This window comes from Vibrio sp. QJM3NY_27, from assembly GCF_057785955.1.
In genome coordinates this window covers 1795203-1821651 of record NZ_CM173512.1, presented here as the reverse complement: position 1 = coordinate 1821651, position 26449 = coordinate 1795203, and the positions used below count along the sequence as shown (strand labels likewise).

Genomic DNA, 26449 nt, shown 5'->3' with positions numbered 1-26449 from the left:
CCTCGCGCATGCTTAAAAAATGGACTATACGTTGTAGGGCAGAATGCAAATAACTTACGGAGAGGTTTCTATGACAGCGAAATATGGCGTTAAGCGTCGTTTAGCAATTTTGGGTACGGCGATGATGGCGGCTTCCACCACCACATTCGCAGCTGAAAAACCAAATATTCTCGTGATTTGGGGGGATGATATTGGACAGTCTAATGTTAGCGCATACACCTTTGGTTTAATGGGTTACAAAACGCCTAATATTGATAGCATCGCCAAAGAAGGGATGATGTTTACCGATTATTACGCTGAACAATCGTGTACTGCGGGTCGCTCTACCTTTATTACGGGACAAAGTGTATTACGAACAGGTTTGAGTAAAGTAGGCTTGCCGGGTGCCGATATTGGTCTTCAAGCAGAAGATGCAACAATTGCAGAAATGCTAAAACCTATGGGTTACATGACAGGTCAATTTGGTAAAAACCACCTTGGCGATAAAGATGAATTCCTTCCAACAGCACACGGGTTTGACGAATTTTTTGGCAACCTTTACCACCTGAATGCTGAAGAAGAACCAGAGAATGAAGATTACCCAACCGATCCTGAGTTTCGTAAGAAGTTCGGTCCGCGTGGTGTCATTAAGTCATTCGCTGATGGCAAGATTGAAGATACGGGTCCACTGACGCGTAAGCGTATGGAAACGGTCGATGAAGAAACACTAGACGCGGCACTTGATTTCATGGATCGCGCAGTGAAAGCTGACAAGCCATTCTTCGTTTGGTGGAACGCAACACGTATGCACTTTAGAACGCACGTGAAAGCCGATAGTAAAGGTGTGACCGGTGTCGGTAATTACGCTGATGGTATGGTTGAGCACGATCGACACGTTGGGCAACTATTGAAGCAAGTGGATGAATTGGGAATCAAAGACAACACGATTGTTTTCTACTCAACGGATAACGGCCCACACATGAACTCTTGGCCAGATGCTGGTACAACCCCGTTCCGTGGTGAGAAAAACACTAACTGGGAAGGCGCATACCGTGTTCCAGCAATGGTCCGTTGGCCTGGCAAGATTGAACCTGGAACAGTATCTAACGAAATCATGCACCACATGGACTGGATGCCAACCTTCGTTGCCGCTGCTGGTGATGACCAAATCAAAGAGAAATTGCTGAAAGGTCATACTGCCGGTGATAAAACGTTTAAGGTTCACTTAGATGGTTATAACTTCCTTCCTTACCTAACGGGTGAAGAAGAAAAAGGCCGTCGTTCAGAGATCTTCTACTTTACCGATGATGGCGATTTAGCGGCGCTTCGTTACAACCAATGGAAAGCGGTGTTCATGGAGCAACGTGCAACGGGTACCATGCAGATTTGGTCAGAACCGTTCGTGACGTTACGTCTTCCTAAGCTGTTTAACCTGCGTATGGACCCATACGAAAATGCAGATATTACGTCGAATACCTATTATGACTGGTTGTTAGACCATGCTTATATGTTCGTTCCTGCGCAAGCGTATGTAGGCGAGTTCTTAGAAACGTTTGCCGAATACCCACCACGCCAAAAAGCAGCAAGCTTTAGCTTGGATCAGGTTATGGAGAAACTTCAAGAGAACCATAATAAGTAAGCTTTGGTTTATTGAAACTGATAGCTTGATGAAACTGATAACACGAAAGAGCTCCTAGGAGCTCTTTTTTTATGCGCATATCGATGAGTAAATCCCGGTCGTGAATATGAATCACAACTATCGTGCTCATTGCCACTAAATAATTGTATTTTAGTCGTTTTTACGTCTACCTTAGTAAGCATAAGGATGTATAAAAACAAGGAATGTTATGTCTGCATGGTTGTGCTCGCTAGTGAACGGATTGAAACACCAGAGAGTCGCAGTATTATCCGTAATCTTGTCTCCACTTATGTTGTCGCTGTTCAGTTTGAGCACCTATGCCAACGAGCAAGCTCCTAATAGCAACACTGAGACTTCAAAACTCAGTTCTGTAGCTTCACACGCTAGCTCTGATGTTTTACCTATCGGCTCTAAAGCCACCTATGTTGGATCGGAAGCTTGTGTTGATTGTCATAGTGAAGAAGTCGAAGCGTGGCAGGGCTCTCATCATGACATGGCGATGAAACACGCTACAGATGAATCTGTATTAGGCGATTTCAACGATCAAACGGTCACTCATGGCGGTAAACCCAACCGATTTTTTCGCAAGGGTGAAGAGTTCTGGGTCAATATCGAAGGCCCAGACGGGCAATTCAAAGATTACAAAATCAGCTATACCTTTGCCTTTGAACCATTACAACAGTACATGGTTGAGTTTGAAGACGGTCGAGTACAGTTGATTCCTTTCGCTTGGGACTCTCGCACTGAGGGCGAAGGCGGTCAACGCTGGTTTAACCTCTACCCGGATACCACCAACACTGATGAATTCTACTGGACCAATAGCGGTCAAAACTGGAACTTCATGTGTGCCGATTGCCACTCAACGAATCTAGAGAAAAACTACGACAGCGCGAGTAATACCTATAACACGACTTGGTCTGAGATTAATGTCGGTTGTGAAGCCTGTCATGGCCCTGCAAGCGAGCACGTTAAACAAGCCCAGCTAGCAAAAGCCAACGGCGGAAAGGATGCTCAAGTCTCGTCGCATTATGGCTTTGATCGCGACTTGTCGAAGTCGGTGAAAGAATGGGTTTACCAAGAGGGCAACTCAACCCTGCAACCAAAAGACATCATCCATACTAACCAAGTTCAAACCTGTGCTCAATGTCACAGCCGACGCACTCAGCTGAATGAAACAGGCGATCATGTTAACGGGTCATTCTTTGATAAATATCGCCTGAGCTTAATTACTCCTGAGCTTTACCACAACGACGGTCAAATCTACGACGAAGATTACGTTTACGGATCTTTCCTTCAATCAGTGATGGCTGAAAAAGGCGTCACATGTACTAACTGCCACGATCCACATACTGCTGAACTAAAAATTGCGGAAGAAGCTGTGTGTAGCCAATGTCACATTGCCTCTGAATACACGCCTGAAAAGCACACCTTCCACGAGGCGAATACCGAAGCTTCACAATGTACGACTTGTCACATGCCAGAGACGACGTACATGGAAGTCGATCCAAGGCGTGACCACAGTTGGCATATTCCACGCCCAGATATCAGCCAACACATTAAAACGCCGAACGTCTGTACTAGCTGTCATGAAGATCAAACCGATCTGTGGGCCGATAAGCAAATTGGTGGGTGGTTCCCAGATTCTAAGTATCGTAATCAGCAGCACTTTGCCGTTGCCTTTTATGCTGACTCAATAGGGCACAGAGGATCAGAAGATGCATTGGCGTATTCTGCTCAGGATTCAAGTTTAAGTAATATTATTCGAGCATCGAGCTTAGAACGCTTAGGTGGCAACACGGGTAAGAACACGCTTATCTCGCTGGCAAGAGCGGTGAAACACGATGATGAGATGATCCGTTTAGGTGCTGTTCAAGGCTCGTCTGGTTTCCCATTCACTGACCGTTGGCAGATTCTAGAGCCGCTACTGAAAGACCCTGTATTATCGATTCGTTCAGAAACCGCAGGCGCATTAGTGCGTTATTGGGGAGAAATGAATCCTCTGCAGAAAGACCAAATCAAGCCTGCATTGGAAGAGTACATTGAGATACAGCAATTTAATTCTGATAGAGGATTTGGACGTACTAATCTAGGCAACGTTTACCGAGATTTAGGTCAGCACGACAAAGCGATTGAGTTTTATCAAGGTGCTATCGAAATCGAGCCTTATTTCGAAAACAGCTACGCTAACTTGGCGGATTTGTATCGAGCGCAAGGTAACGAAGCAAAAGCGCTGTCGACCTTGAAGCAAGGTATTGAAGCTCAGCCTAAATCGAGTGTATTGCCATACAGCACAGGATTATCTCTGCTTCGTGTGAAAGATTACGACAAAGCAACGGAGTACCTTAAACAAGCTGCTGAAACGGCACAAACCGACCCACAATATTGGTATGTGTACGGATTGGCTTTGGAGAAATCAGATGTGCTTGCGGCAAGTCAATCACTGCACAAGGCTTACCAATTCAGCCGCAATCCACAACACCTGTATGCACAGTGTGAAATCTTAGCGCGAAATTACCAACAACCCGGTGTACCTAAAGCGTTTGAACAATGTGTTTCATCATTGAGTAAGGTGGCGCCGCCTGAGGCGATTAACCAATTGAAAGCAATTAGCCAGTAGAAAGCTGAGCTGAAATAAAGCGCCAACATTGACGTGGCTATGCGCTTATAATTTATGGTGTTTATAACTAATAGTTATGGGGCTTGTGAGTAGGATGTACGCAGCCAGATTGAATTAAGGGAAGACCTATGAACCATGCGCAACAAGCAATAAACCAACTGATTGAACAGACAGAGAAAAGTGTTATCGGTCAGAGTCACGTCGTTCGGGCTCTGGTAATCGGATTATTGACCAATGGCCATGTGCTTCTAGAAGGGCTCCCTGGTACTGCGAAAACGCGCTCGGTGAAGTCGTTGGCGAATTTACTGAATACAAGCTTTGGCCGTATTCAGTTTACGCCCGATCTCTTGCCATCAGATGTTACGGGTACTGAAGTGTATCAAGAGCTGGATGGTAAGCCTCAACTGCATTTCCAACCGGGGCCTATTTTCAATAGCATTGTTCTGGCCGATGAAGTGAACCGTGCCCCTGCGAAGGTGCAAGCGGCTCTGCTTGAAGCGATGGCGGAAGGCACGATAACCGTAGGTGGTCAAACTCATATCCTTCCAGACTTGTTCATGGTGCTAGCGACTCAAAACCCTGTTGAACAAGAAGGCACGTATCCACTGCCTGAGGCGCAAATGGACCGTTTCATTATGAAAGTGACGGTCGACTACCCAGAAGACGAAGCGGAGCGTGACATTATTCGACTGGTGCGCAGCGAAGAGTTGGGCAGCGAGACCAGTTCAGAATTAGTCACCCCACAGCATATTGAACCTGAATTGGTACTTGAAGCTCGTCGCCAACTTCCTGATATTGCGGTTTCTGATTTAGTCGAAAACTACATTGTGGCCTTGGTGATGGCGACTCGTAAGCCTGAGCGTTACCCAGAATCAAACTTGTCTAAATGGATTGAGATAGGTTCAAGCCCACGAGCGTCAATCTCCTTGGATAAATGTGCACGCGCTTATGCGTGGCTACAAGGGCATGACCACGTCACGTTAGACGATGTGCGAGCAATGCTACCGACCGTATTAGGCCATCGATTTTCGCTATCTTATGACGCATTGGCTGATGGTGTGAACCATCAACGAGTAGTTGAAGAGCTGCTTGATAATGTTGAGATCGGATAACTAGGGGGCGTTATGGCGAAGCCAACACAAGCTCCCGAATCGCAAGGCCTTGATCCACGACTGTATTGTGACTATTCAAGGCTAGTGCGAATACAGGCTCAAGCGGAGTCGTTTTCTCTGTTACCTCATTTAAAGGCAGGCAGCGTATTGTCAGGACGACATAATTCTTTGTTTCGCGGTCGAGGTTTGAATTTCGAGGAACTGCGTCATTATCAATTGGGTGATGATATCCGCAACCTCGATTGGAAAGTGACAATGCGAACAGGCAAGCCGCATGTTCGTAGTTACACCGAAGAGAAAGACCGAAATGTGATGATCTGTGTTGATCAGCGCAGTTCGATGTTTTTCGCTTCTCAAAATACCATGAAATCTGTTGTGGCTGCCGAAGTGGCGGCATTGTGTGGATGGCGAGTGCTTAAAGACGGCGACCGTGTCGGCTTTGTTTTAGCTTCACACCAAAAGCTATTTCACAGCAAAGCACAGCGTTCTCAGTCTGATTTACTGGCGCAGCTCAAGCACCTAGCAAAAGCCAATCAAAGCTTAGGGGTGAGTGTCAGTGACAATGATGGTGTTGGGTTTAGTCAGTGGATTGAACTGATCAAGAGAATGAGACTCAAGCAGTCGACTTTAATTTTTATTAGTGATTGGCGTGACTGCCAAGAACAACACCTTGACCGACTCAAGCAGCTTCAACAACACAATGACATCCTAGCGATCATGGTGACTGACCCATTAGAACAGTCATTGCCTCAAGATCTTGCAAGCGCAAACTGGGTGGTGGGTGATGGTCGCTTTCAACTGAATCTGGATAGCCAATCTAAGGTCAATCTTGCGAGCGAGAGCCTTGCTCAGAAAGCGGAACTTCAGAAACAGTCCCTTGCTAAATTGATGGCGATGAAAAACCTCCCTTATATAGAATTAGACACGTCGGGCAATCACATATCACAGCTGCAGAAGCAAGTGGGAGGGCGCTAAATGGCTGTTGAACATACTCCTCCAAGTACCTATATCCTCCGCGAACTGCACGATGTAGCGATTCCTGACAGTGTGAGCTGGGCTCCTCAAACGATCGGCTGGAAGATCCTTGGCGTTATTTTGTTATTGGTCGCTATCTATCTGGCTTATCGTTTAGCGCAGAAATGGTGGAATAACCGTTATCGTAAAGAAGCGCTTAAAGAGCTCGTGCTATTGGATGCACGAGACAAAAATTCAACCGAGCGAACTTTCAAGGTGCTCAAAGTGGTGCTTCGTTATCTAGACAGCGGCAATGCTAAGTTGTTTGGTCAAGCCTATGTAAATCGCTTGAATGCTTATTTGCCTGTTAGCGCTGGCACGAGCGCAAACAGCAATGCTTTCTTTACCGATGAAGTATCGGGGTTATGGATGCAAAGCCTAATTGACCCTAAGGTGCGTTTGACTTTTGAACAGCGTTTAGAGGTGATTCAAACCGCGATGATGTGGCTAAAAATTCATAAACCCAATGTACAAACAAAACCAGAGGTACAAGCGAAACCCGAGGGACAAGATAATGTTTGATAGTTTATCTGCCAGCTTTGAATTCGCGCACCCACTGTGGTTTATCGCACTACCTTTACCTTTGTTGGTCTACTTTGCCGTACCTGCTTATCGCACCAAACAAATGGCTATCAAAGTGCCGTTTTTCAGTGAGCTGGTTGAAGCGATTGGTGAGGCGCCATCCGAAGGTGCAAGCCAATTAACACCAAGCTGGTGGCAACGCACCACGCTGATTATTACTTGGGTACTCGTGGTTTGCGCGTTAGCTAAACCAACCATCTTAGGTGAGCCACAAGTTCGTGAACAATTAGGTCGCGATGTGATGGTGGTCGTCGATTTGTCGGGCTCAATGGCTGAAGAAGATTTTACTTCTCAACAAGGCGATAAGATCTCTCGTTTAGATGCAACCAAAGACGTGTTGGCTGATTTCGCTAAAACTCGAAAGGGCGACCGATTAGGTTTGATTCTGTTTGGTGACGCGGCATTTGTACAAACGCCATTTACAGCTGACCAAGAGGTGTGGCTTGAGCTACTCAATCAAACCGACGTGGCGATGGCTGGGCAAAGCACGCACTTAGGCGATGCCATTGGCCTTGCGATCAAGGTGTTTGAACAGAGTGAGAAGCAGAGTTCAGCGGTTCAAGATTCAAGTATTGATGCCAACGCAAAAGAGAAAGTAGTGATTGTGCTAACTGATGGTAATGACACTGGCAGCTTTGTTGAGCCTATCGATGCCGCCAAAGTGGCTAAGGCAAAAGACGTTCGTATTCACGTGATCGCCATGGGTGACCCGCAAACGGTGGGAGAAGTGGCGCTGGATATGGAGACCATCAATCGTGTGGCGCAAGAGTCTGGTGGTGAAGCTTTTGAAGCTCTCAACCGCGATGAACTGACTAAAGCCTACGCTCAAATCGGTGAGCTAGAGCCTCAGCTGTATGAGAGTACGACTTATCGTCCTAAGCAGGGGTTACACCACTACTTGATGGCGATTGTCGTTGTGATGTATTTGACTGCGTTTAGCTTAGCGACAATCCGTAGAAGATCCCTTTTGGTTTCTTCAAAGAAAAATTTGAAAGGAGAGAACAATGCCTGATTCTCTCATGTTGCAACAGTTTTTTACTCAGTTTCACTTTATCCGACCTTTGTGGTTGTTGGCCTTTATTCCGATGTTCTTCCTGTTATGGGTTCGTTGGAGAGAAGAGACCAAACCGACGTGGAAAGACATTCTACCTGCACACTTACGTGATGTATTGACGATTGGCGAAACAGGCTGGCGTAAGCAGCTACCATTGAAGCTATTGGTGGTGATTGTAACTATCGCCATCATTATCTGTTCTGGCCCGACATGGCAACGTGAGGCTTCGCCTTTTGGTGAAGACAAAGCGTCGATGTTGGTTGTGCTTGATAACAGTGAATCTATGCTCGCTAAAGACTTACCACCGAGTCGCTTGGAACGATCTAAGCAGAAGATTAGAGACTTATTAGCAGCTCGGAAAGGCGGTAATACGGGCTTAGTGGTTTACGCAGGCAGCGCACACGTCGCGATGCCAGTCACTCAAGACAGCAAAGTATTCGAACCGTTTCTAGCGGCTATCACACCCGATATCATGCCGGTATCAGGTAAGTCAGCAGAAGAAGCACTGCCTCTGATTCATCAGCAACTGTCTGGTGAGTTAGGCTCTTCAGTACTGTTGGTATCAGATGGTGTAAACCCAAGCACCAGTAGGGCGTACGAGAGTTTCTTTAACGACAACCCTTATCAGTTGCTCATTCTAGCCGCAGGAAACAGTAATGTGGTGAGCGATAACCCTGTCGACCTAGATTCACTGCGTAACTTAGCGAGTAAGACAGGTGGACGAGTGATTGAGGTGACCGTTGATGATTCCGATATTCAACAACTGAACAGAGCGGTTGAAAGAAACATGCAGCTCAACGGCGAATCTTCAATGCCTTGGAAAGACATGGGCTATGGACTGCTTATTCCAATGGCTTTCATTATGTTGCTATGGTTCAGAAAAGGGTGGCTGGTGCAGTGGTGTGTCGTTGGTTTGATGATCACAAGCAGCATGTATTCACCAGACACTTTGGCGAAAACAGTCAACTTAACCGCTGAGAAACCAGTTGTGGTGGAGTCGGTTACGGCTTGGGACAAAACAGCTCAATGGTGGTGGGACTTATGGCTAACGTCTGACCAGCAAGGTCAACGCCTGTTGAACCAGAAGGAATACCTTGAAGCGGCAAAACATTTTACTGATCCAATGAGAAAAGGCGCGGCTTACTACTATGCTCGTGATTTTAAGCTCGCTCACAGTGCATTCCTGCAAACCAAAACTGACCTTGGTTTGTACAACGCGGCGAGTGCGTTAGCCAGACAGCGTGAATACCTTGCGGCGCGAGACCTTTTGAAATCATTAAGCGAGAAAGAGGATCTGTCACCAGAACTAAGGCCTGACGTTGAGCATAACTTAGCGGTAATAGGAGGTATTGTCGAAGAGGTAAACCGAACCAGTGAAAGTCAATCCGGAACCACAGATGGCCCTGAAGAGTCTTTAGAACTCGAAGACGATCAGCCGCGAACGGGTGATGGCGCTGAAGAAGAAACGGTAGCGGAATTGATGCTCAAGGAAACGCTTAATGCCAATGAAATTTTGGGCAGCCAAGAACTTGCCGATAAGTGGTTGAAGCGCGTAGAAGCGGATCCTAAGTTCTTCTTGAAGTCCAAGTTCCAAATTCAATTAAGAGACCCTGCACCTTCCATCGAACAAGCGTCAAAACAGGAACAGGCATCAAAACAGGAGCAAACCCAATGAGTCGATATGATTTAGCTCTTGAATCGATTCAAGTAAAGGTAGGGCGCTCAGAGTCCTTTAAACTAACCAAGACCTTGCTTGTGTCGATGGTTCTATTGATTAGCACTGTTTTCCCTACTTTTGTTTCTGCTGCCGATATCTTCGATCTTCAAAAAAGTGGTGACGTTGAGCTTATTGCTTGGGTAGGGGAGAAGCCAAAGTCAGGCGATAAGATAACGCCGAATAAAGTGAGCGTTAATGAGCAGGTAATTCTGAACATTGAGGTGGCGACGCCGCGTTGGTTAACGGGAGGGACTCGAATCGGCAGTATCGAAATCCCTAACGTGATTGCTAAGCAACGTAACCAACTCGCAACTAACTACACGGAACGGGTCAATGGCACTACATGGTCACGCCAGCGTTGGGAAGTGACGCTCTATCCGATGACTTCTGGCGAGTTTGTCATTCCAACCGTACCGGTTCGTATTCAAGTGTCCGCTCCTGATGGCTCAAACGTAGGTGGCACGCTTTACACGCAGCCAATTAAGTTTGAAGCTTCGTTGCCTTCAGGTTTACTTGATAATGAATCGCCTTGGTTTTCTGCAACAGAAGTAGATACAGAGCAACAATGGCAACGCTCGAGTGAAAACTTAAAAGTAGGCGATGCCATTACTCGAACGGTAACCATCAAGGCAAAAGACAGCCTTTCTGTATTACTCCCGGACGTGTTGAACAATGAATCGATCCAGCAGTACCAAGCTTACCCGCAACCTAATCGTTTAGATGATACTCAAGAGCGTGGTAACTACCGTTCCAGTCGAATTGAAGAGACGGTTTATGTTATTCAGCAGGGCGGTGAATTTTCGTTGCCAGAGTTTTCATTTCAGTGGTGGGACAGCAAGAATCAACGCCTTGAAAACGTGGTGATAAAAGGGAATGTGTTTGAAGCTAAACACACAGTCCGATCTTTCATCAAGGCTTACATGTCAGTGTTTATTAGCGTTGGTCTGGCATTGTTGTTCAGTGTGGCGTGCTTTGTTTCTGTTAAACGTTATTATGCGAACCGCCCAACACCAGGTTGGTTGGCACTACGTCGTTTACTTAAGCAAGGTAATTGGCCTGCATTAAGAACCTTTATCTATCGTCAATTGCGAAACGAAACCTCTCAGCTAGAGCTGGGTAAAGCGCAACTTGGTAAATTGAATGGACAAAAGCGTTGGCTAGAAGATAGCGAAGCGCTTCAACAAGGGCGAGAAGACAAAAACGTATTTACTCGTTTGTGGAGAGGGTTACGTAACTTACCCAATGACACATTAAACTCAAGCAATTCTTGTTCAATTTTCGACCGCTTGAAAATCCCTAAAGCCTTGCCAGACTTAAAAGATAGAACTAAGTAGCAAACTTTAGTTATTCGCATCGAACAAAATCGGCAGGTTCTCTACTATAGGGAACCTGCTTCTTTAATATGGAACTGTATGAAAAGTACCGAACTCAATCTAATTCCTATATTTGTCGCTATTTATGAAGAGCAGAACTTATCTAGGGCTGCTAATCGCATGGATATAAGCCAGCCAGCTGTGAGCAAAGCGCTTGCAAGGTTGAGAGATATCTATGACGAGCCACTGTTTCATCGAACTACTTCTGGCGTAGAGCCAACCACATTCGCTATTGATATCTATCCAGCAATGGCTGCGGCGCTTAAAAACTTTACTTCTACTTTATCCGCATCAAGAGATTTTGACCCTAAAACCTCTGGCCGTGTGTTTTCAATTGCCTGCGTTTCAGCAGCGAGTTATGAAATGATGCCAAGAGTCATGCAGTTAATCAGTCAAGTCGCACCTGGTATCGCATTAGAAGTTCATCCTCTATTTACGGAAGATTACGAGTCTGATTTAAGGCTTCAAAGACATGATGTCATTATCGATATGACGCCAAGAGGAAGAACCATGCTCAAGCATGAGGTGATCTCTAAAGAGGAACTGGTGGTGGTGTGCCGTAAAGACCATCCCACGATTGGTGACACTATCGATATGGAACAGTTTTTATCACTTGATCATGTGGTTGTTTCAAGATGGCATGCACGTAGAAGCTTATTGAGTTCTGAACACTACAGTGACCTTGAAAAACGCAGAATCGTCTATCGAGCTGCTGGCGTTGTTGAGATGCTGCCTGTTATTGAGGGCTCTGATTACATTGGCGTGCTACCTATGTCATCGGTGCGTTGCTTTTCTGAAAAATATGACGTTAAAACTCTTCCTTTGCCATTCGAATTGGAAGACCTCGATATGTGTATGATTTGGCACCCCAGTCGCACTAACGAACCTAGCCACAAGTGGTTGCGCACTAAGCTCAAAGCGGCGGCAAAAGAGTTATCAAGTTAGCTTCTAAAGGGCTTTTTCATAGAAAGCATTCGCGCAATTTTAAATGGAAAGAAAGCCAGTATCCCTGAGCTGAGGTAAGCGGTGTTTACTACAAGGGGACGGGATATTGACCTACAAGTTAGAGTCAGGTGGGACTCGTAAGATATGTTTCGCTTGGTGCTGCCCGAAGGCAGCCCTTGTTTAATCATAAATCATTGAAAGAACTTACTGAATTGTTTAATTTAAGTAACGGATACTAAGCCTCTTTTGGGCTCTGTTCTGAGTTAAGCAAGAAGTAGGACACCCAATCATCAATAGGTAAAGGTCGCGCGAAGAAATAGCCTTGAGCGTATTTACAACCGATCTGGCGCAGAGTCGTTACATGATTCTGGGTTTCAAGGCCTTCTGCAATCACTGAGAAATCGAGTATTTGCGCGAGCTTGAGAACCGCGCAAGTAATCTCATAATCTACTTTTGACGAGTTAATATCTTCAATAAAGCTTCGATCTAATTTTACGCAATCGGCGGAAAGATTCTTCAACACCGACAACGAAGAATAACCCGTTCCAAAATCATCGATAGCGATCTTGTAACCCTTAGAATGAAGTACCTCAATGGTCCTTGAACAGGTCTCGAAATCTCGCATCATATCCCTTTCTGTGATCTCCAGAAGCAGCTGATGAGGCTGACAATCTGTTTCGTCGAGTATCACTTGTAACTGGTCTGCGAGATCGGTCATATAGAACATTCTCGCTGAGAAGTTGATGGAAAAAATCACGCCCTGTAGGTCCATTCCTGCGCGTTGCCATTCGGTAATCAGATTCGCTACTTTCTTAAATACCCATTTATCAATGTCGATAATGAGATCACTTTTTTCGGCAACCTCAAGGAAATCGACGGGCGGTAATAAGCCCAGTTTAGGGTGACGCCAACGTATTAGAGCTTCGGCACCAATGATGTCTTGCGAGTCTAAGTTGACTTTGGGTTGGAAGAAGACTTCAAGCTCGTCATTGGCAATGGCTTGATGAAGCCCCATGTTGGTTTCAATCAAGTCATTTACCTCGTGAGTCATTTCGTCCGCGTAGACGCGATATTGATCTCGGCCGTTTCGCTTTGCGTGATACATTGCTGTGTCCGCATTTCTGATTAGAGTTTCACGATCTAAACCATGAGTAGGGTACTCACACACACCAATACTCGCCGATACAAAGATAGAATTATCATCGATGTAATAAGGCTTTCTTAACGCTTGATTTAAGCGGTCTGCGATAGGTTCGCCTTCGTCTAACCCAATGTTTGAGTAAACAACCAAGAACTCGTCTCCGCCCATTCGCGCAACAAAGCCTTTATCACCCACTAAGTTACTCAATATGTGCCCGACATTGACTAATAAGTTGTCACCTGGTGCATGCCCTAAAGAATCATTAATGGTCTTAAACTCGTCAATGTCGAGGTAGAACAGCAAGAAAGAGGCGTTGTTCTCATAGGATTTCCTGATCTCTTCATCTAACTGTTTGGTTGCCAATAGTCGATTTGCCAAACTGGTCAGTGGATCGTGGTGGGCGAGGAAGTCGAAATTCTTTTTTTCTTCAGTGAGGTCTAGGTATGCTTTAGATAGCCTTGAAGCCATATCATTATAGGCTTTCTCTAAGTGAGACCATTCGTCACTTCGGCCCAAGTTAATGGGGTTTTTTAGGCTTCCAGACTCTAGACGATCGAAGCCATGTCTCAGTGCATTGAGTGGCTTTCGAATGTGATGTCGAACAACGTGGTGAACCAACAACATCGATAATACAACGGCTGAAAAACTGATAATAATGGCGTTTAGTCTTGATAAACCGATCTCTTTTTCAAGCTGGTCGGTTAATTCTAAGGCTTGGCTTTGTACGCGTGACTCGGTTTTTTCTACCATCTCCAATAGGTCGCTTTGAGCGACTAAGAGTGAAGCCATCACCAACCAACGCTGCTCCAGATTAGCTCTAATGCGCTTCAAAGCGGCGTTGTATCGTTTCACCGTTCGATTGATTCTTTTCTTCTCAGCAATAACCGCCGTCGTTTCGATATCAACGTTTTCTAAGTGGAGTAAGAATATATCGAGTTCTTTCTCGACTTCGATAAGCAGTACTTTCTCCGTTTCTGGCGTGATGCGACTGTGAATGTCTCCAACCATTTTCCCTGAGGTGAGGAACGACTCTCTCAACATGTTGATAAGATCTAATTCATTGTTATAACGAATGAAATTGGGTTGGTCTAAGTGCCTAAGCTTGCTGTCGGCTATCGCAAATTCGAGCTGATCAAGCTGTTCAGCTAAGGTGGCGTCGATCTGATTGGTCTGCTTTAGAATTCGATTCAATGCGAGCGAACTGCCTAAGAAACGGTGGAAGTTATCGATAAAGGCATCAATTTTTTGCGAGAAACCTTCGTTAGTTGATAGGTCTCTGAGTCGTTGAAGCTGGAAATCCACATTAAATGCTTCTTCCGACAGTGTGGTTTCACTGAACAAAAAAGTTTGTTCAAGTAGCTTAACTCGAGAGGTGAGCGTAAATACGCGTCGGCTGATTTCAGAGTTAACAATCAAGTCTGATACGTGTGTAGAAGTTTCGTTTTTAAGCGTCGACTCGACGTAATAGAGAGATCGAATCACCATGATGACAGCAAAGCTGACAATCAAAAGCGAAAGCAGGTTCGAAATAATGAGTCGTTGGGTGATGTTTATCTGAGGTAATTTCATTGTGGCTTCCAAATTTTCAGATACGCTTCACGGTAGCCATTTTTAGGGTCGTAGATGCCTTTGTCTGACTGGCTGATGAGCTCTTCAACATTATCGGGCGTGACGAGATGCACAGGGGCAGAGTACCCACTTGGCGGCATTTGATTAAATGCTCGGTTGAGTTCGTCGACTATTTGCCAGCCTTGTAGATATAAGGGCTCAGGAACTGTTGCTAGTTGGAATTGACCGCTATTGATTCTTTTGTACGCGGCCTTGCTACCATCACCCGCTGAGATATTTTGTGGTATTAACCGGTACTCCTCTAGGTTTGATTCCAAAGAAGGGATAGCATAATCAATGTACAGGTCGTTAATTGCCAGGAGATGAGTGACTTTCTCGCCGTACTTCTCATCTAGGTTCTTTAATGTCGCAGGCATTTGCTCGGCAATTTTATCGAGCGGTAAATAGTTAAGCTCAAGTACATCACAAGTGCTGCAACGCTTGATGGTATTGACCATCGCGTTGGCTTTGATCATCGCGATTTCATAGTTAGGGTCGGTGAACACCACGGTTCTCGCTCGACCGTTTGAGTTTACAATCGCGAGTAGCGCGGCCACTTCCGCCACATCGAGAGGGTCGGTGGTGATGTTGGTGTATAAACCTATTTCTGGATTACCACCGACAAGTTCAGTCGCGTGCCATCCAATGACTACAATTCCCAAATCTTCTGCTTGTTTCAAAATGGTTTTGTGTCGGACTGCGTCAATGCCGCCCAAAACAATGGCATCGGGTTCAAAACCAATCGCTTTCCTGATAGCTGCACCTTGGCGCACTTCTGAGCCTAATCCATCGATGAATCTAAGGTGCCAATTGATGTTAGAAATGGCTTCAGATATGCCTTTCCCAACGCCATAAACGCCACCATTACGTAAATCAGACGCGACAAAAATAACGTTCTTTTCATGGCGCACAGCAGGGCCTTGTGTGGGGCCATTCCACGTTCGCTGGTTGGAAACCGCACGCATCACTTTTTCTTCAGCATATTGGAAGAAATCGTCTTCATGATTACCCGCAAAACTCTGAGAGTAGCAAGTAATAGCGAGCAACAAACTCGCAAAATTTAATCTCTTATTCATATGGCTTATAAAACGCTTTAACTTATAATCGCTCTATATTTATAATAATGTTAATAAACATTCAAACATTTGGTAACAGTTATGCCGGGTCAAATTTGTAAAAACGTCTTGCTAACCCTACTGACAGCGTGTTTTTCCCTCCCTTTGTACGCCAATTCCGACCGTATAAGGGTGGAGGCTGATGCTCAGAAACTCGAAAAATTTCAAGAGACTGTGAGTGGCGAACCGATTCTTTTGGCTCCAATGTCGGTAGAAAAACCGGTAAGAATTGCATTAATTTACCCAAGTGCAGATATTTCTGACTTTTGGACAAGAAATTACACAGCATTGAAGCAAAGGCTCGTCGCTTTGGAGTTACCATTTGAGATAAGCGAGTTCACCTCAAGGCAAATTGAGCACTCATTGCAGACTCAATACACCGAACAAGTGTTGAACTCTGAAACCCCTTACGACTTCGTTATTTTTGGCCCTTCTGAACTGGGTATTCAAGCTGAGAATATTCAAAAACTGTCTGCTTCGACAGAGTTCAAAACGTTTATTTGGGCTTTTCACACGCCCAATGAACAATGGAAACATCAACCGGATAGCTGGTTCGATTTTTCAAGCGCGATGGGGGCCGATGTCCTGTGTGACCATGTGGTGAAAGAGCTCGGTAACGACGTGGAATTTTCAGCGAATCGTGGGATACCGGGAATAACAGATACCCAACGCTCACAAGGTTTCATTGATTGCGTAGAAGAGAAAGGTGATTGGCTAACAGTGTATGAGCACTTTGGGCAATACCAGAAGATAGGCGGTGCTGATGGAATTCGTTTAGTGCTCGGTAATTTCCCTGAGGTGACCATGGTTCACAATGCCAATACTGCGATGACCATGGGAGCGGTGGACGCATTAAACAATGCCGACATGTTGTCTGAAATCTATGTGACGGGTTGGGGCGGTACAGCGAAAGAGATTGAAAAGATTCGTACGGATGAACTGGATGCGACTCCAATGAGAATGAGTGATGACCTTGGTGTGGCAACGGCCGAAGCGATCAAGTTTCATTTGGAAGAGCGTGAAGCAGAAGTCCCACTGGTTTATTTAGGCCGTATCACGGTTGTACACAACAAGATGAATGATGACCAGTTGGATCAGCTGACCAGAGAAGCGTTTCGATATTCTGGTAAGAACTAGGTTAGATTCAATCTATCCTTTATCAATCAAAAAGAGCCGCTTATCTGTTTCGACTGAATCAGTCTGAATATGATAAACGACTCTCTTAATGAGTGGGCACTGGATTCGAAATCTAGCTCACGAAACCTTAGAGGTATAGTCTACTCAGTGATCTCTTGTAACACCTCTCCAATTGATCCGCTTGGTTGGGTTATCCCCAGTTTGTTCGAAAGCGTTGGCGCAATATCGTATGGCGTGATTGCACGCGAGATCTTCTGAGCTTCAACGTCGTAGCCTGCGAAGATTACAGGGACGTGCGTATCGTACTTCCATGGAGAGCCATGTGTAGAGGCGATTTGAAGGCCTTCCATGTCGTTAATGTAACTACGCGGTGCAAACACCACATACACGTCACCAGAACGAGCAGGGTGGTAGTTGTTTTTGATTAGCTGCATCACATGAGTATCAGGCACTCGGTTCGCTGCAATATCGCTGCTTGATACTGCAAACGCCACACCCTTCACTTTTGCTATTTCATCGGCGATCGCTTCCTGCACTTTAGCTAGGTCAAGTTTCTTCTCTGCGATTAAATCGTGATTCAGATAGATATAAGGCTGTGCATACAAGCGAATGGCGTCTTTGGATAAACCAAATTGATCCTTCAATCTTTTTTCTACGCCACTCGAGAGCAGTGTGTCTTTATTGAAGTATTGAGCTTGATTAAAGCCAAGCGCATTTGCCGCAGGTGAAGATTCAGGGACACCATGATCGGCAGACAACACAATTAATGTATTTTTTAGTCCGACTTGGTTATCAACGGTTTTAAGAAGCTTGGCGATCGTCTTATCAAGTCGAATTAGGTTGTCTTCTGTTTCTAGGCTTTCAGGGCCGTATAAATGCACCACGTAGTCGTTTGATGAGAAACTCACAGACAGATAATCGGTCACGTCACTTTGGCCTAGCTTCTCTTGCATCAACAGTGTGCTTGCAAAGTTTTCTGTGATCTCGTCACCAGCCGGGCTAACGGTTAGCGTTGTGCTGTAGTACTTGTAACTTGCGGGGCCATAAGGGTGAGGGAAGGTGCGTTGGAAGTCACCGAGTTTCACTTTGTGTTCGGTATTGTGCTCTTGAAGCGTGTACTTCTCACGTGGTAATGAGAGCTCCCACTTCTGTTTCGAATACTGAGCAGCAATCGCTTTCTCGTTCCAACGTGATACCCAATCTGGATACTCGTCGTAGTAATAGTTGCTGGTGACAAACTCAGATTGCGCTTTGGAGAACCAGAAGGCTTTACCACTGTGTCCCGCCAATGAGATTGCGCCGCGATCTTTCACTGATACACCGAACACTTTTGATTTGCCACTATTAGAAATCGTCAGCTCGTCACCAAACGTGGTGGAGAGTATTGGCACAGGGGAACGGCCATCGCCTTGTGCTGTCTTCTGCGTTGGGTCGATCTCAGTTGCTTTGTCGACACCCGCACCAGAGGTCAACATTTTGTAGTTGCCGTCTTCTACGTTATACACCAAACGCTCTTCGCTACGGTCATACCAAACGTTACCTACCATGCCGTGTACGCTCGGTGGCGCACCGGTTGCAAGCGACACATGCCCCACGATCGTTTCCGTGTTGCCATGTTGGTAGTTCGCGTTGGTGTAGTAAGTGCCGTCATCCATTAAGTACCGGAAACCACCTTCACCGAAGTTATGCTTATATCGTTCGATTAGGTCTGCGCGCAGGCCATCTACCGTGATTTGAAGGACTAGATCTGGCTTTTCCGCAGCCGAAACAGGGAAGGCACAGAGTAACGCGAGTGTAAGTCCTGAAAGCTTGGTGTATTGCATAGAGTTTCCTTATTTAGTATTGCAGCAGAGTTCTAAGGTTTGGTCAGATTTCCAACATTTGGTTAGATTTCTAATGTTTGTACAGTGCGAATCGTATTTTTAGGATTGTTTGTGAAGATTATTGAGTCATAACCGTCGGCATCTTTAGTTAGTTCGTATCCTTAACTAAACGCAGGCCCATATCTGACATAGTGATCGATTGGCTTGCGAAGTCGCGACGGTAACTTTCAGATTCATTTTCGTCATAAGCAAAGCTGCCACCGCGAACCGATTTATGTGATAAACCAACGTCGCTGTGTTTTGCATTGTTAGGATTGTCTGTTGGACCGAATCGGTAGAAGGTGTCATCGAAGGCATCAATCACAAACTCACCCACGTTTCCGGTCATGTCATATAAGCCTAGTTCATTTGGCTTCTTTAGCCCGACTGGATGTGCGCTATTTTTAGAATTTGCTGAGTACCACGCAACATCATCTAAGTTATTGGAACCACTGTAAGTATAGCCTTTGCTCTTGTTGCCACCTTTCGCTGCAAATTCCCATTCAGCTTCAGTCGGCAGACGGTATTCTTCACCCGTAAGTTCGTTCAATTGTTCAACGAAGTAGTTCGCCTGTTGCCAACTTAAGTTATTGACCGGAACTTGTGGGTTTTGGAAATAACTGAGAGATGAACCCATCACCGATTCGAACAATTCTTGAGTCACCTCAAACTTCGCAATGTAGAAACTATCTACAGTTATATCTCGCGCTGGTCGTTCTGCTTTGGTCGCTTCAGGATCGTTCGAACCCATGGTGAATGTACCACCTTCAACTAGCACCATTTCTTGGTCGATTTGTTGAGCGATAGGGTGTGTAGGCACGCTCGCACAGCCGCTTAGGAAAATAGTCATGGTGATGCTGCTGATCGCCGCTAATTGTTTGTAATTGAAAAATTTCATCACGTGCCTCGAATGTTCGAAATAGAGGGCAATTTTAACGTTTAAGGTCATTCCTATTGGTTATAAAGGGTATAACATGCCACTGACTGAAATAGGCATTATGATGGCTACAGACACTAAGATAGGTAGATAAATCATGCACATTACTCAAGGTCCACAATACAATGGTAAGGCGTCTAAACGCTTGCATGTTATGGCTAAGCCAATTGGTGCAGCGTGCAACATTGATTGTAAATATTGTTATTACCTAAGTAAGCAAGATTTGTTGGAGTACAAGAAAGGCAGTTCTCCAAGAATGGATGATGAGACGTTAGAAACCTACATCCGACAATACATCGAAGGTCAAAATACGCCTGAAATTATCTTTTCATGGCAGGGCGGTGAACCGACCATGCTAGGTTTAGCGTACTTTGAAAGAGTGGTTGAACTACAGAAAAAGTACCGACCTGAAGGTGTGTTGATCTCAAACGATCTACAAACCAATGGCACATTATTGAATGACGACTGGGGCCGATTCTTAGCAAAGAACAATTTCCTAATCGGCTTGAGTATTGATGGCCCTGAAATGCTGCACAATGCGTATCGTGTTAACAGAGCAGGCCGTGGTACATTCAAACAAGTGATGGCGGCCGTTGAACTGCTGCACAAACACCAAGTGAAATTCGCAACGCTGACTTGTGTGAATAACCTCACCAGTCAAAATGCACTTGAGGTGTATCGCTTCCTACGTGATGTGGTGAAGTCACCGCAAATGCAGTTTATTCCTATCGTTGAGCAAAAAACCTTTAGAACGGTTGCGCCACAAACGTCTCAAGTGAGTGAGCAGCTTAAACAAGGCGACAAACGCCTTATCCCCGGCCATAAAGACTCGATTATGGAATCGTGGTGTGTGTCGGACTTGGCTTGGGGTAACTTCCTTATTTCTGTATTTGATGAGTGGGCGAAGAACGACATCGGTAAAGTGTTCGTTCAGTATTTTGAAGCAAGTTTAGAAACATGGATAGGGCGTCCTAACCCGCTTTGTACTCTGAATGAAATCTGCGGTAAAGGCCTCGCGATGGAGCCTAATGGCGACGTATTCTCATGCGACCACTATGTTTACCCTGAATACAAGATTGGCAATATTCATCACGAGAAGCTTGATGACTTGGCGTACAGCGCACCACAGCAAAAGTTTGGTTTCGCTAAATCACGCACAATGACCAGTCAATGTCAGCAGTGTGATTATAAGTTTGCTTGTCATGGTGAATGTCCTAAAAACCGCTTTATCAAAACTCGCGCAGGCGAACCGGGCTTGAACTACTTATGTGCAGGTTGGCACAAGTTCTTTTCTCATGTCGACAAGTCGATGGCTTATATCGCTCGTGCGATGGGGCATCCGGTTGCTCATGGCAAATTCAGTGACTCAGTATTGATGGCACATCGTGCAAAACAGGCGCAACAAACTACGTTCGAGACCAAGTTTTAACTCGTTTTTTGGGTCAACAGGTCTAAGACAAATTTAATCAGATACGAGTCTAAGGACAGGCTAAGTTCTCCAGTTTAAGGTAATACTATGATGAAGAAGAGTTTAGCGACGGCTGTTGCTCTATTAGTTTCAACGTCCGCATTGATTTCAACGTCTGCGATGGCAGCGAATAGCGTTCAGCAAACTGTTGACGCTCCGGCACAAAATATCAATCAAGTGCTCGAAATGACGGACACACAAACCCGTATTCAACAGTTGTCTTACATGGCACAAGATCAGAACCAATCTATAGAGAATCGTACTGGTGCACTGCAAGAGCTTGCTTCATACCCAAGCCAGAATGCGCTGGTGGCGGTGGCAAGAGGTTTGAAAGATCAAAACCCTGAAGTTCGTGAGGCTTCGATTATCGGTTCTTCGCCATATCAACTTGAGCATCGTTGGGCGTTAGTTTCACCTTTGCTGAGCGATACAGATTCTATGGTTCGTCACTCGGCAACATCGAACTTAGTACGTGATTACAATACGTTAGATAAAGAACAGAAAGCACAAATTGAACAACCCGTCGCTGAGTTAATCACATTCTTGGAATCACAAGAATCTGAAAAGTTTCAATTGTTGTTCGCTGACGTGCTCCGTTGGCACAATGAATGGGATAAAGCGGAAACGATTTATCTTGAGTTGATTAATACTCACCAGAAAGACCCTCAAGTTTGGCTGAGCTACGCGGATAACTTCCGAGCTCAGAATAAAGATCAACAAGCGGTCGAGGTGTTGGATCGTGGTTTGAAGAACGTGCCGGACAATGCAGCGATGCACTATTCTAAATCATTAACTTTGGTTCGCCTTGAAGACAAGGCAGCAGCAGCCAAAGAGATTGAAGTAGCAGCAGAACTTGCAAAAGATAACAGCTACTACTGGTACTTGAATGGGGTACTACAAGAAGAGCTGGATATCGACAAATCGACTAAATCGTTCGAGAAGGCGTATTTGATCTCTGGTTCTCCGGAGCAGTTATACGCAGTATGTGATATCTACGTGCGATACGGCAACGACAAGACCGATGATTGCTTAAGTGAGCTAGGTAAAGTGGCTCCTGATTATGTTATTGAACAGCTGAAAGAGAAGCGAGTAGCGCCAAGCTCATAATATTTGAATGAGTAAATTGATAAGCCGCTTATGAAAAGCCAGTCGAAATATTCGACTGGCTTTTTTGGATCTAGAGTTCTGTTTGGAATGTCTATTAAAGCAAGGCACAAGTTGGAAACATCTAAAGTGGGTGAGCTTATTCTCTCACCCGTTAAGTTAAATTATTCGCCCATTGAGGTGGATGCACGGCGTCTGTCTGTCGCGCCATGGATCTTGCCATCTTTGATTTCAATGGCGTTCAAACCGCTGACCACTGGAATGACATGTACTGGGTAACCGAGCTGCATAAATTCTGGAACCAACATTTCAGCGTAAGTCTTCTTCTCGACCAACAAACCTGTTGGATCATAAGGTTTGGTGCGGTCGATCTTGGTGCCGTACTGAATGTTCGGCAGGTCAATTGCTTCCTGCGCAGACAGACCCCAATCTAAAACACCAACCACAGTTTTCAACACGTACCCCGGAATTTGTGAGCTACCAGGAGAACCTACCACTAAACGCAGGTCGTCTTTTTTATCCATAACCATTAACGGGGTGATCGCGGAACGAGGTCGCTTACCTGCTTCAATAGAGTTTTGAGTCGGTTTACCGTTTATTGTGGGTTTGGTGGAGAAATTTGCCATTTGGGCATTAAGAATCACGCCGTCGACCATTACCCCTGACCCCATGCCTGTGCCGACGGTACTGGTCATTGCAATGGCATTACCGTCTTTGTCGATGATAGATATGTGCCCTGTATCTTGGCTCTCAAAACCTTGATATTGAGCGTAATCGGTATCAGATAGCTTGCCTGCTTTCGGTTTTGTTTTCGCAATGCCACTCTCCGGAATGAGCTTACGTCGCTCGTCGATGTAGGTTTTGTCGAGTAGGGCAGCAATTGGCGCTTCAATGTAATCTGGGTCACCTGCATACGCAATGCGATCGGCTTTGGCGATTCTCATGGCTTCAGTCATCAAGCGCCAAGGTTCAACATCAGTTTTAGACATGGCGGCTAAGTCATAAGCTTCTAACATTTCAAGGCTTTGAGCAACCATCACGCCACCAGAGGCTGGATAACCGAACGAGACAATCTTGTTGCCTCGGTAGTCGCTTTCAATAACCTCACGCTGTTTGACTTGGTATTGTGCAAAATCTTCTATAGAGAGCTTTGCGTGGTCGGCATCGATTCTGCTGTTCACAGTTTCAACGATGTGCTTACCAAACTCGCCACCATAAAGGTACTTATCGCCTTGTTGAGCAATGTTGCTAAGAGTGTCAGCAAGCTTTGGGTTCTTCATCAATGTGCCGGTTGGTTTGATTTGGTCGTCACTCCAATACAGGGCTTCGATTTCTGGATCTTCAATCAATCGTTCTTGTTCACGAACCACGATGTCGTAGGTGTAGCTGTTCATCGCGTAACCCTTGCTTGCCAGTTCAATCGCGGGTTGAACAAGCTCAGACCATGGTAGCTTTCCGTATTGTTGATGAGTGCTATAGAGCAAACGAAGCGTGCCGGGAACGGCAACAGATCTTGGTCCTAAAATCTCATTTCGACTGAGTGCTTTACCATCTTCCATAAACATATTTGGAGTCGCACTTGAGGGCGCTTCATCACGCCCATCCAGTGCGAGAAATTGATCTTTGTCTTTTTGATAAAACAGCGCAAAAGTACCACCGCCAATCCCTGTCATATCAGGTTCAACCACCGACATGGTCATCTGCATCGCCACCATCGCATCGACCGCATTACCGCCTTGCTTGAGTACCGAATACCCAGTGCTGCTTACATATGGATTCGTTGCACTTACCATAAACTCTTCGCCACTTTCATCTGGCGTAATTGGAAAAGGATTTGGCTCAGCCGCGAAACCGACCGCTGAAACCACACTTAAAGATAAAGTCGCTATTCGCATGCGTTCTCCGTTTAAGGTATCTGTTTATTCGCTCTTAGGTTGACTGAATAAAGGCGGTGAAGTTCGTGAGTTTGCAGCCTTCTTACACAATGCTGACGCTGCTGACAGAACCATTAAATTGTAGATCACTCTGCGACGTTAATTTATTACCAAGTTGAATGTAAGAAGGGTTTTGGCTTCTTTATATCGATTTAATCGTGACGATAGGTCTGCTCTTAAATAATAAAAATGAGGACAAAAACCGCAGAACTATATTTTAAATAAAGGGCCGATATTTTGATGACTAAGGGTTTTTAATAAAATGGTTATTTATACATGTTGATTTATATGGTTATTTTTCTGAGATAACAGTTTATAAATAATATTAACATTTCTGTCACTATTTTTGGTGTGACAGATTGATATACTGGTCAGATCTGTTATTGTTCGAATAATTAGTGCAGTTTATCATACTGTTTAGCAAGGAAAGCTTATGTTTACACTATCGATCAAGAATAGAATTCTAGCGTTATGTTTAGTTTCGTTAGTCGGGTTTATTAGTATTCTATTTGTTGGAGGGGATACATTAACCAACAATACAAAGCAGGTTAATCGAATTGATCAAGTGACTTATCCTGTCATGAATTCTGCTTCGTTGAATAGTGTTTTAATCTCTCAATTAGCAGAGCGTTTTAATTTAGCCGTGACTCTCGGTGATGAAGAGATTTTGGAGATGAATAAGCAAACTCTTGCTGCGATCCAAAGCAACTTCAATATTCAAATTTCATTGGACCAATCTTTACAGGGTTCATCCGCACTTTTGCAAAATCAAACCAATCAATATTTCGATCTGGCTTATCGTATCGCGCAAGGCATGATCGACGAAGAAATTAGCCTTAGTGAGGCAGGTCGTCTCGCGAAGCAAAGCACTGCAATTTTAGAAGAGCTTACTACGGGGATGAGTGAGTTTTCGTCGGCTCGTCAGTCAGAGTTTGAGAACGCAGTGCAAGAGTTGGAATCGAATAACAAAGCAGCTAACCAGATCATGAGTATTTCAGGTGCATTAGCCATGCTTGCTATGTGTATCTTTGGGTGGTTTGTTGTAAAAGGTATACGGAAAGATTTAGCAAACATCAGTGATAAAATGCGTGATATTGCGGAAGGAGATGGTGACCTAACCGTTCGCTTACAACACGAGAAAAACGACGAACTAAAACCTCTAGTTGAATCATTCAATAGCTTTGTTTCTCACCTACAACAAAACGTGACGCATACAATCGAAAACGTCACTCAATTGGACACTATTTCTGGCTCTTTGGTGAGATCTAGTCAGGTCACGAACGAACTTTCAACCAAACAACATCTTTCTATTGAAGAAGTATCTAGTTCATTAAATCAGTTGTTTGTTGCTGCCAGAGAGATCGCAACGAACGCGAATGATGCTTCGACTTCTGCTTCGAGTGCCAGTGAACAGGCGACACTAGGAGAGCAGCAGGTTAAAAGTACCATTTTAGCCGTGCAAGAACTGACGCAAGATGTAGGCAATGCTTCACAAGTGGTTAAGCAATTGAATGACAAGACTCAAAGTGCCGGATCTATCTTAGAGGCGATAAGCGCTATTGCTGAGCAAACAAATCTACTGGCACTAAATGCTGCAATCGAAGCGGCACGTGCTGGTGAGCAAGGTCGTGGTTTTGCTGTTGTTGCTGATGAAGTTAGAACGTTAGCATCAAGAACACAAACGTCGACACAAGAAATCCAATCTGTACTTTTGCAGTTACAAGAGCAAGCTAAAACAGCCTCTACGATCATTTCGGATAGCGTGACGAAAGCTGAAACTTGCGTTGAAAAGTCACTTGTTGCTGAAAACTCGCTACAAAAAATCACTTCCGAGATCACTGAAATCAGTCAGCGAAACGAAAGTATTGCCGCTGCAACTGAAGAGCAGGAACAAACTTCAACTCGTATAGAAACTTTTGTCGAAGAAATTAGAAAAATGGCAGAAGGTACAAGCAACAGCGTTCAACAAGTCGATGCAGTTGCTCATGACATTCAGGAAGTCACTCGTAACATATCAACATTAACTGGCCACTTTAAGGTGAGTTAAGCCCCCTAGAATCATTCCTTCTCTCTTTCTGGCTATGCCTCAAGGAGGGCAGGAGTATGCCCAA

General features: G+C 45.0%; 18 protein-coding genes. 13 read left to right on the top strand and 5 right to left on the bottom strand.

The genetic code is table 11. The annotated features are described in order from the left end of the window. Positions 1-70 precede the first annotated feature (70 nt). The 9 genes from AC3CIA_RS23540 (at position 71) to AC3CIA_RS23500 (ending at position 12032) form a co-directional block, all read left to right on the top strand. Complete coding sequence (locus tag AC3CIA_RS23540; protein WP_004730481.1) at positions 71-1618, top strand: arylsulfatase; 1548 nt, start codon at positions 71-73, stop codon at positions 1616-1618. 208 nt (positions 1619-1826) lie between these two features. Next, a complete protein-coding gene (locus AC3CIA_RS23535; RefSeq protein ID WP_488519194.1) occupies positions 1827-4235 on the top strand; it encodes a tetratricopeptide repeat protein in 2409 nt (802 codons plus the stop codon). Between the two features lie 128 nt (positions 4236-4363). Continuing rightward, complete coding sequence (locus AC3CIA_RS23530) at positions 4364-5347, top strand: AAA family ATPase (protein WP_488519193.1); 984 nt, start codon at positions 4364-4366, stop codon at positions 5345-5347. Positions 5348-5359: 12 nt separating this feature from the next. After that, positions 5360-6322 carry a DUF58 domain-containing protein gene (locus AC3CIA_RS23525; RefSeq protein ID WP_488519192.1) on the top strand — a complete coding sequence of 321 codons (963 nt, stop codon included), beginning with the start codon at positions 5360-5362 and terminating at the stop codon, positions 6320-6322. Next, the gene (locus AC3CIA_RS23520; protein ID WP_488519191.1) at positions 6323-6883 is read left to right on the top strand and encodes a DUF4381 domain-containing protein; all 561 of its coding nucleotides are present in this window, start codon (positions 6323-6325) and stop codon (positions 6881-6883) included. Further along, positions 6876-7955: a vWA domain-containing protein gene (locus AC3CIA_RS23515; RefSeq protein WP_488519190.1), complete on the top strand. Its 1080-nt coding sequence runs from the start codon at positions 6876-6878 to the stop codon at positions 7953-7955. Before AC3CIA_RS23520 ends, AC3CIA_RS23515 begins: the two co-directional genes overlap by 8 nt. Next, complete coding sequence (locus tag AC3CIA_RS23510) at positions 7948-9672, top strand: vWA domain-containing protein (protein ID WP_488519189.1); 1725 nt, start codon at positions 7948-7950, stop codon at positions 9670-9672. Before AC3CIA_RS23515 ends, AC3CIA_RS23510 begins: the two co-directional genes overlap by 8 nt. Next, complete coding sequence (locus AC3CIA_RS23505; protein ID WP_488519188.1) at positions 9669-11048, top strand: BatD family protein; 1380 nt, start codon at positions 9669-9671, stop codon at positions 11046-11048. Before AC3CIA_RS23510 ends, AC3CIA_RS23505 begins: the two co-directional genes overlap by 4 nt. A 78-nt stretch (positions 11049-11126) precedes the next feature. Then, positions 11127-12032 carry a LysR family transcriptional regulator gene (locus AC3CIA_RS23500; protein WP_004730495.1) on the top strand — a complete coding sequence of 302 codons (906 nt, stop codon included), beginning with the start codon at positions 11127-11129 and terminating at the stop codon, positions 12030-12032. Between the two features lie 235 nt (positions 12033-12267). Here the strand turns inward: AC3CIA_RS23500 and AC3CIA_RS23495 are convergent, their stop codons facing one another. Together AC3CIA_RS23495 and AC3CIA_RS23490 are read right to left on the bottom strand one after the other, a co-directional pair. Continuing rightward, the gene (locus AC3CIA_RS23495) at positions 12268-14742 is read right to left on the bottom strand and encodes an EAL domain-containing protein (RefSeq protein WP_017094544.1); all 2475 of its coding nucleotides are present in this window, start codon (positions 14740-14742) and stop codon (positions 12268-12270) included. Beyond that, the gene (locus AC3CIA_RS23490; RefSeq protein ID WP_017085136.1) at positions 14739-15857 is read right to left on the bottom strand and encodes a substrate-binding domain-containing protein; all 1119 of its coding nucleotides are present in this window, start codon (positions 15855-15857) and stop codon (positions 14739-14741) included. Before AC3CIA_RS23490 ends, AC3CIA_RS23495 begins: the two co-directional genes overlap by 4 nt. An 81-nt stretch (positions 15858-15938) precedes the next feature. Between AC3CIA_RS23490 and AC3CIA_RS23485 the strand changes: the two genes are divergently transcribed. Beyond that, positions 15939-17033, top strand: a complete 1095-nt coding sequence (locus tag AC3CIA_RS23485) for a substrate-binding domain-containing protein (protein ID WP_488519187.1) — start codon at positions 15939-15941, stop codon at positions 17031-17033. Between the two features lie 140 nt (positions 17034-17173). On the opposite strand, the gene AC3CIA_RS23480 is transcribed toward AC3CIA_RS23485, so the two are convergent. Then, positions 17174-18856: an alkaline phosphatase family protein gene (locus AC3CIA_RS23480; protein WP_237288946.1), complete on the bottom strand. Its 1683-nt coding sequence runs from the start codon at positions 18854-18856 to the stop codon at positions 17174-17176. Between the two features lie 148 nt (positions 18857-19004). Beyond that, entirely contained in the window at positions 19005-19793 is a 789-nt protein-coding gene (locus tag AC3CIA_RS23475) for a formylglycine-generating enzyme family protein (RefSeq protein WP_488519186.1), read from the bottom strand. A gap of 136 nt (positions 19794-19929) precedes the next feature. Here AC3CIA_RS23475 and AC3CIA_RS23470 point away from each other — a divergent pair, with 136 nt between their 5' ends. Together AC3CIA_RS23470 and AC3CIA_RS23465 are read left to right on the top strand one after the other, a co-directional pair. Further along, the gene (locus AC3CIA_RS23470; RefSeq protein ID WP_004730505.1) at positions 19930-21261 is read left to right on the top strand and encodes an anaerobic sulfatase maturase; all 1332 of its coding nucleotides are present in this window, start codon (positions 19930-19932) and stop codon (positions 21259-21261) included. Between the two features lie 87 nt (positions 21262-21348). Then, entirely contained in the window at positions 21349-22407 is a 1059-nt protein-coding gene (locus AC3CIA_RS23465; protein ID WP_237298069.1) for a HEAT repeat domain-containing protein, read from the top strand. A gap of 161 nt (positions 22408-22568) precedes the next feature. Here the strand turns inward: AC3CIA_RS23465 and ggt are convergent, their stop codons facing one another. After that, entirely contained in the window at positions 22569-24299 is a 1731-nt protein-coding gene (ggt, locus tag AC3CIA_RS23460; RefSeq protein WP_171307860.1) for a gamma-glutamyltransferase, read from the bottom strand. A gap of 619 nt (positions 24300-24918) precedes the next feature. On the opposite strand from ggt, the gene AC3CIA_RS23455 reads away from it, so the two are divergent. Further along, a complete protein-coding gene (locus AC3CIA_RS23455) occupies positions 24919-26385 on the top strand; it encodes a methyl-accepting chemotaxis protein (RefSeq protein ID WP_171308050.1) in 1467 nt (488 codons plus the stop codon). The last annotated feature ends 64 nt before the right edge of the window (positions 26386-26449 follow it).

Coding starts and splice junctions, on each gene's coding strand:
- AC3CIA_RS23510 (WP_488519189.1), top strand. CDS start 7,948: ATGCCTGATTCTCTCATGTTGCAACAGTTTTTTACTCAGTTTCACTTT.
- AC3CIA_RS23515 (WP_488519190.1), top strand. CDS start 6,876: ATGTTTGATAGTTTATCTGCCAGCTTTGAATTCGCGCACCCACTGTGG.
- AC3CIA_RS23455 (WP_171308050.1), top strand. CDS start 24,919: ATGAATTCTGCTTCGTTGAATAGTGTTTTAATCTCTCAATTAGCAGAG.
- AC3CIA_RS23490 (WP_017085136.1), bottom strand. CDS start 15,857: ATGAATAAGAGATTAAATTTTGCGAGTTTGTTGCTCGCTATTACTTGC.
- AC3CIA_RS23500 (WP_004730495.1), top strand. CDS start 11,127: ATGAAAAGTACCGAACTCAATCTAATTCCTATATTTGTCGCTATTTAT.
- AC3CIA_RS23520 (WP_488519191.1), top strand. CDS start 6,323: ATGGCTGTTGAACATACTCCTCCAAGTACCTATATCCTCCGCGAACTG.
- ggt (WP_171307860.1), bottom strand. CDS start 24,299: ATGCGAATAGCGACTTTATCTTTAAGTGTGGTTTCAGCGGTCGGTTTC.
- AC3CIA_RS23475 (WP_488519186.1), bottom strand. CDS start 19,793: ATGAAATTTTTCAATTACAAACAATTAGCGGCGATCAGCAGCATCACC.
- AC3CIA_RS23505 (WP_488519188.1), top strand. CDS start 9,669: ATGAGTCGATATGATTTAGCTCTTGAATCGATTCAAGTAAAGGTAGGG.
- AC3CIA_RS23530 (WP_488519193.1), top strand. CDS start 4,364: ATGAACCATGCGCAACAAGCAATAAACCAACTGATTGAACAGACAGAG.
- AC3CIA_RS23470 (WP_004730505.1), top strand. CDS start 19,930: ATGCACATTACTCAAGGTCCACAATACAATGGTAAGGCGTCTAAACGC.
- AC3CIA_RS23535 (WP_488519194.1), top strand. CDS start 1,827: ATGTCTGCATGGTTGTGCTCGCTAGTGAACGGATTGAAACACCAGAGA.
- AC3CIA_RS23540 (WP_004730481.1), top strand. CDS start 71: ATGACAGCGAAATATGGCGTTAAGCGTCGTTTAGCAATTTTGGGTACG.
- AC3CIA_RS23495 (WP_017094544.1), bottom strand. CDS start 14,742: ATGAAATTACCTCAGATAAACATCACCCAACGACTCATTATTTCGAAC.
- AC3CIA_RS23480 (WP_237288946.1), bottom strand. CDS start 18,856: ATGCAATACACCAAGCTTTCAGGACTTACACTCGCGTTACTCTGTGCC.
- AC3CIA_RS23485 (WP_488519187.1), top strand. CDS start 15,939: ATGCCGGGTCAAATTTGTAAAAACGTCTTGCTAACCCTACTGACAGCG.
- AC3CIA_RS23465 (WP_237298069.1), top strand. CDS start 21,349: ATGATGAAGAAGAGTTTAGCGACGGCTGTTGCTCTATTAGTTTCAACG.
- AC3CIA_RS23525 (WP_488519192.1), top strand. CDS start 5,360: ATGGCGAAGCCAACACAAGCTCCCGAATCGCAAGGCCTTGATCCACGA.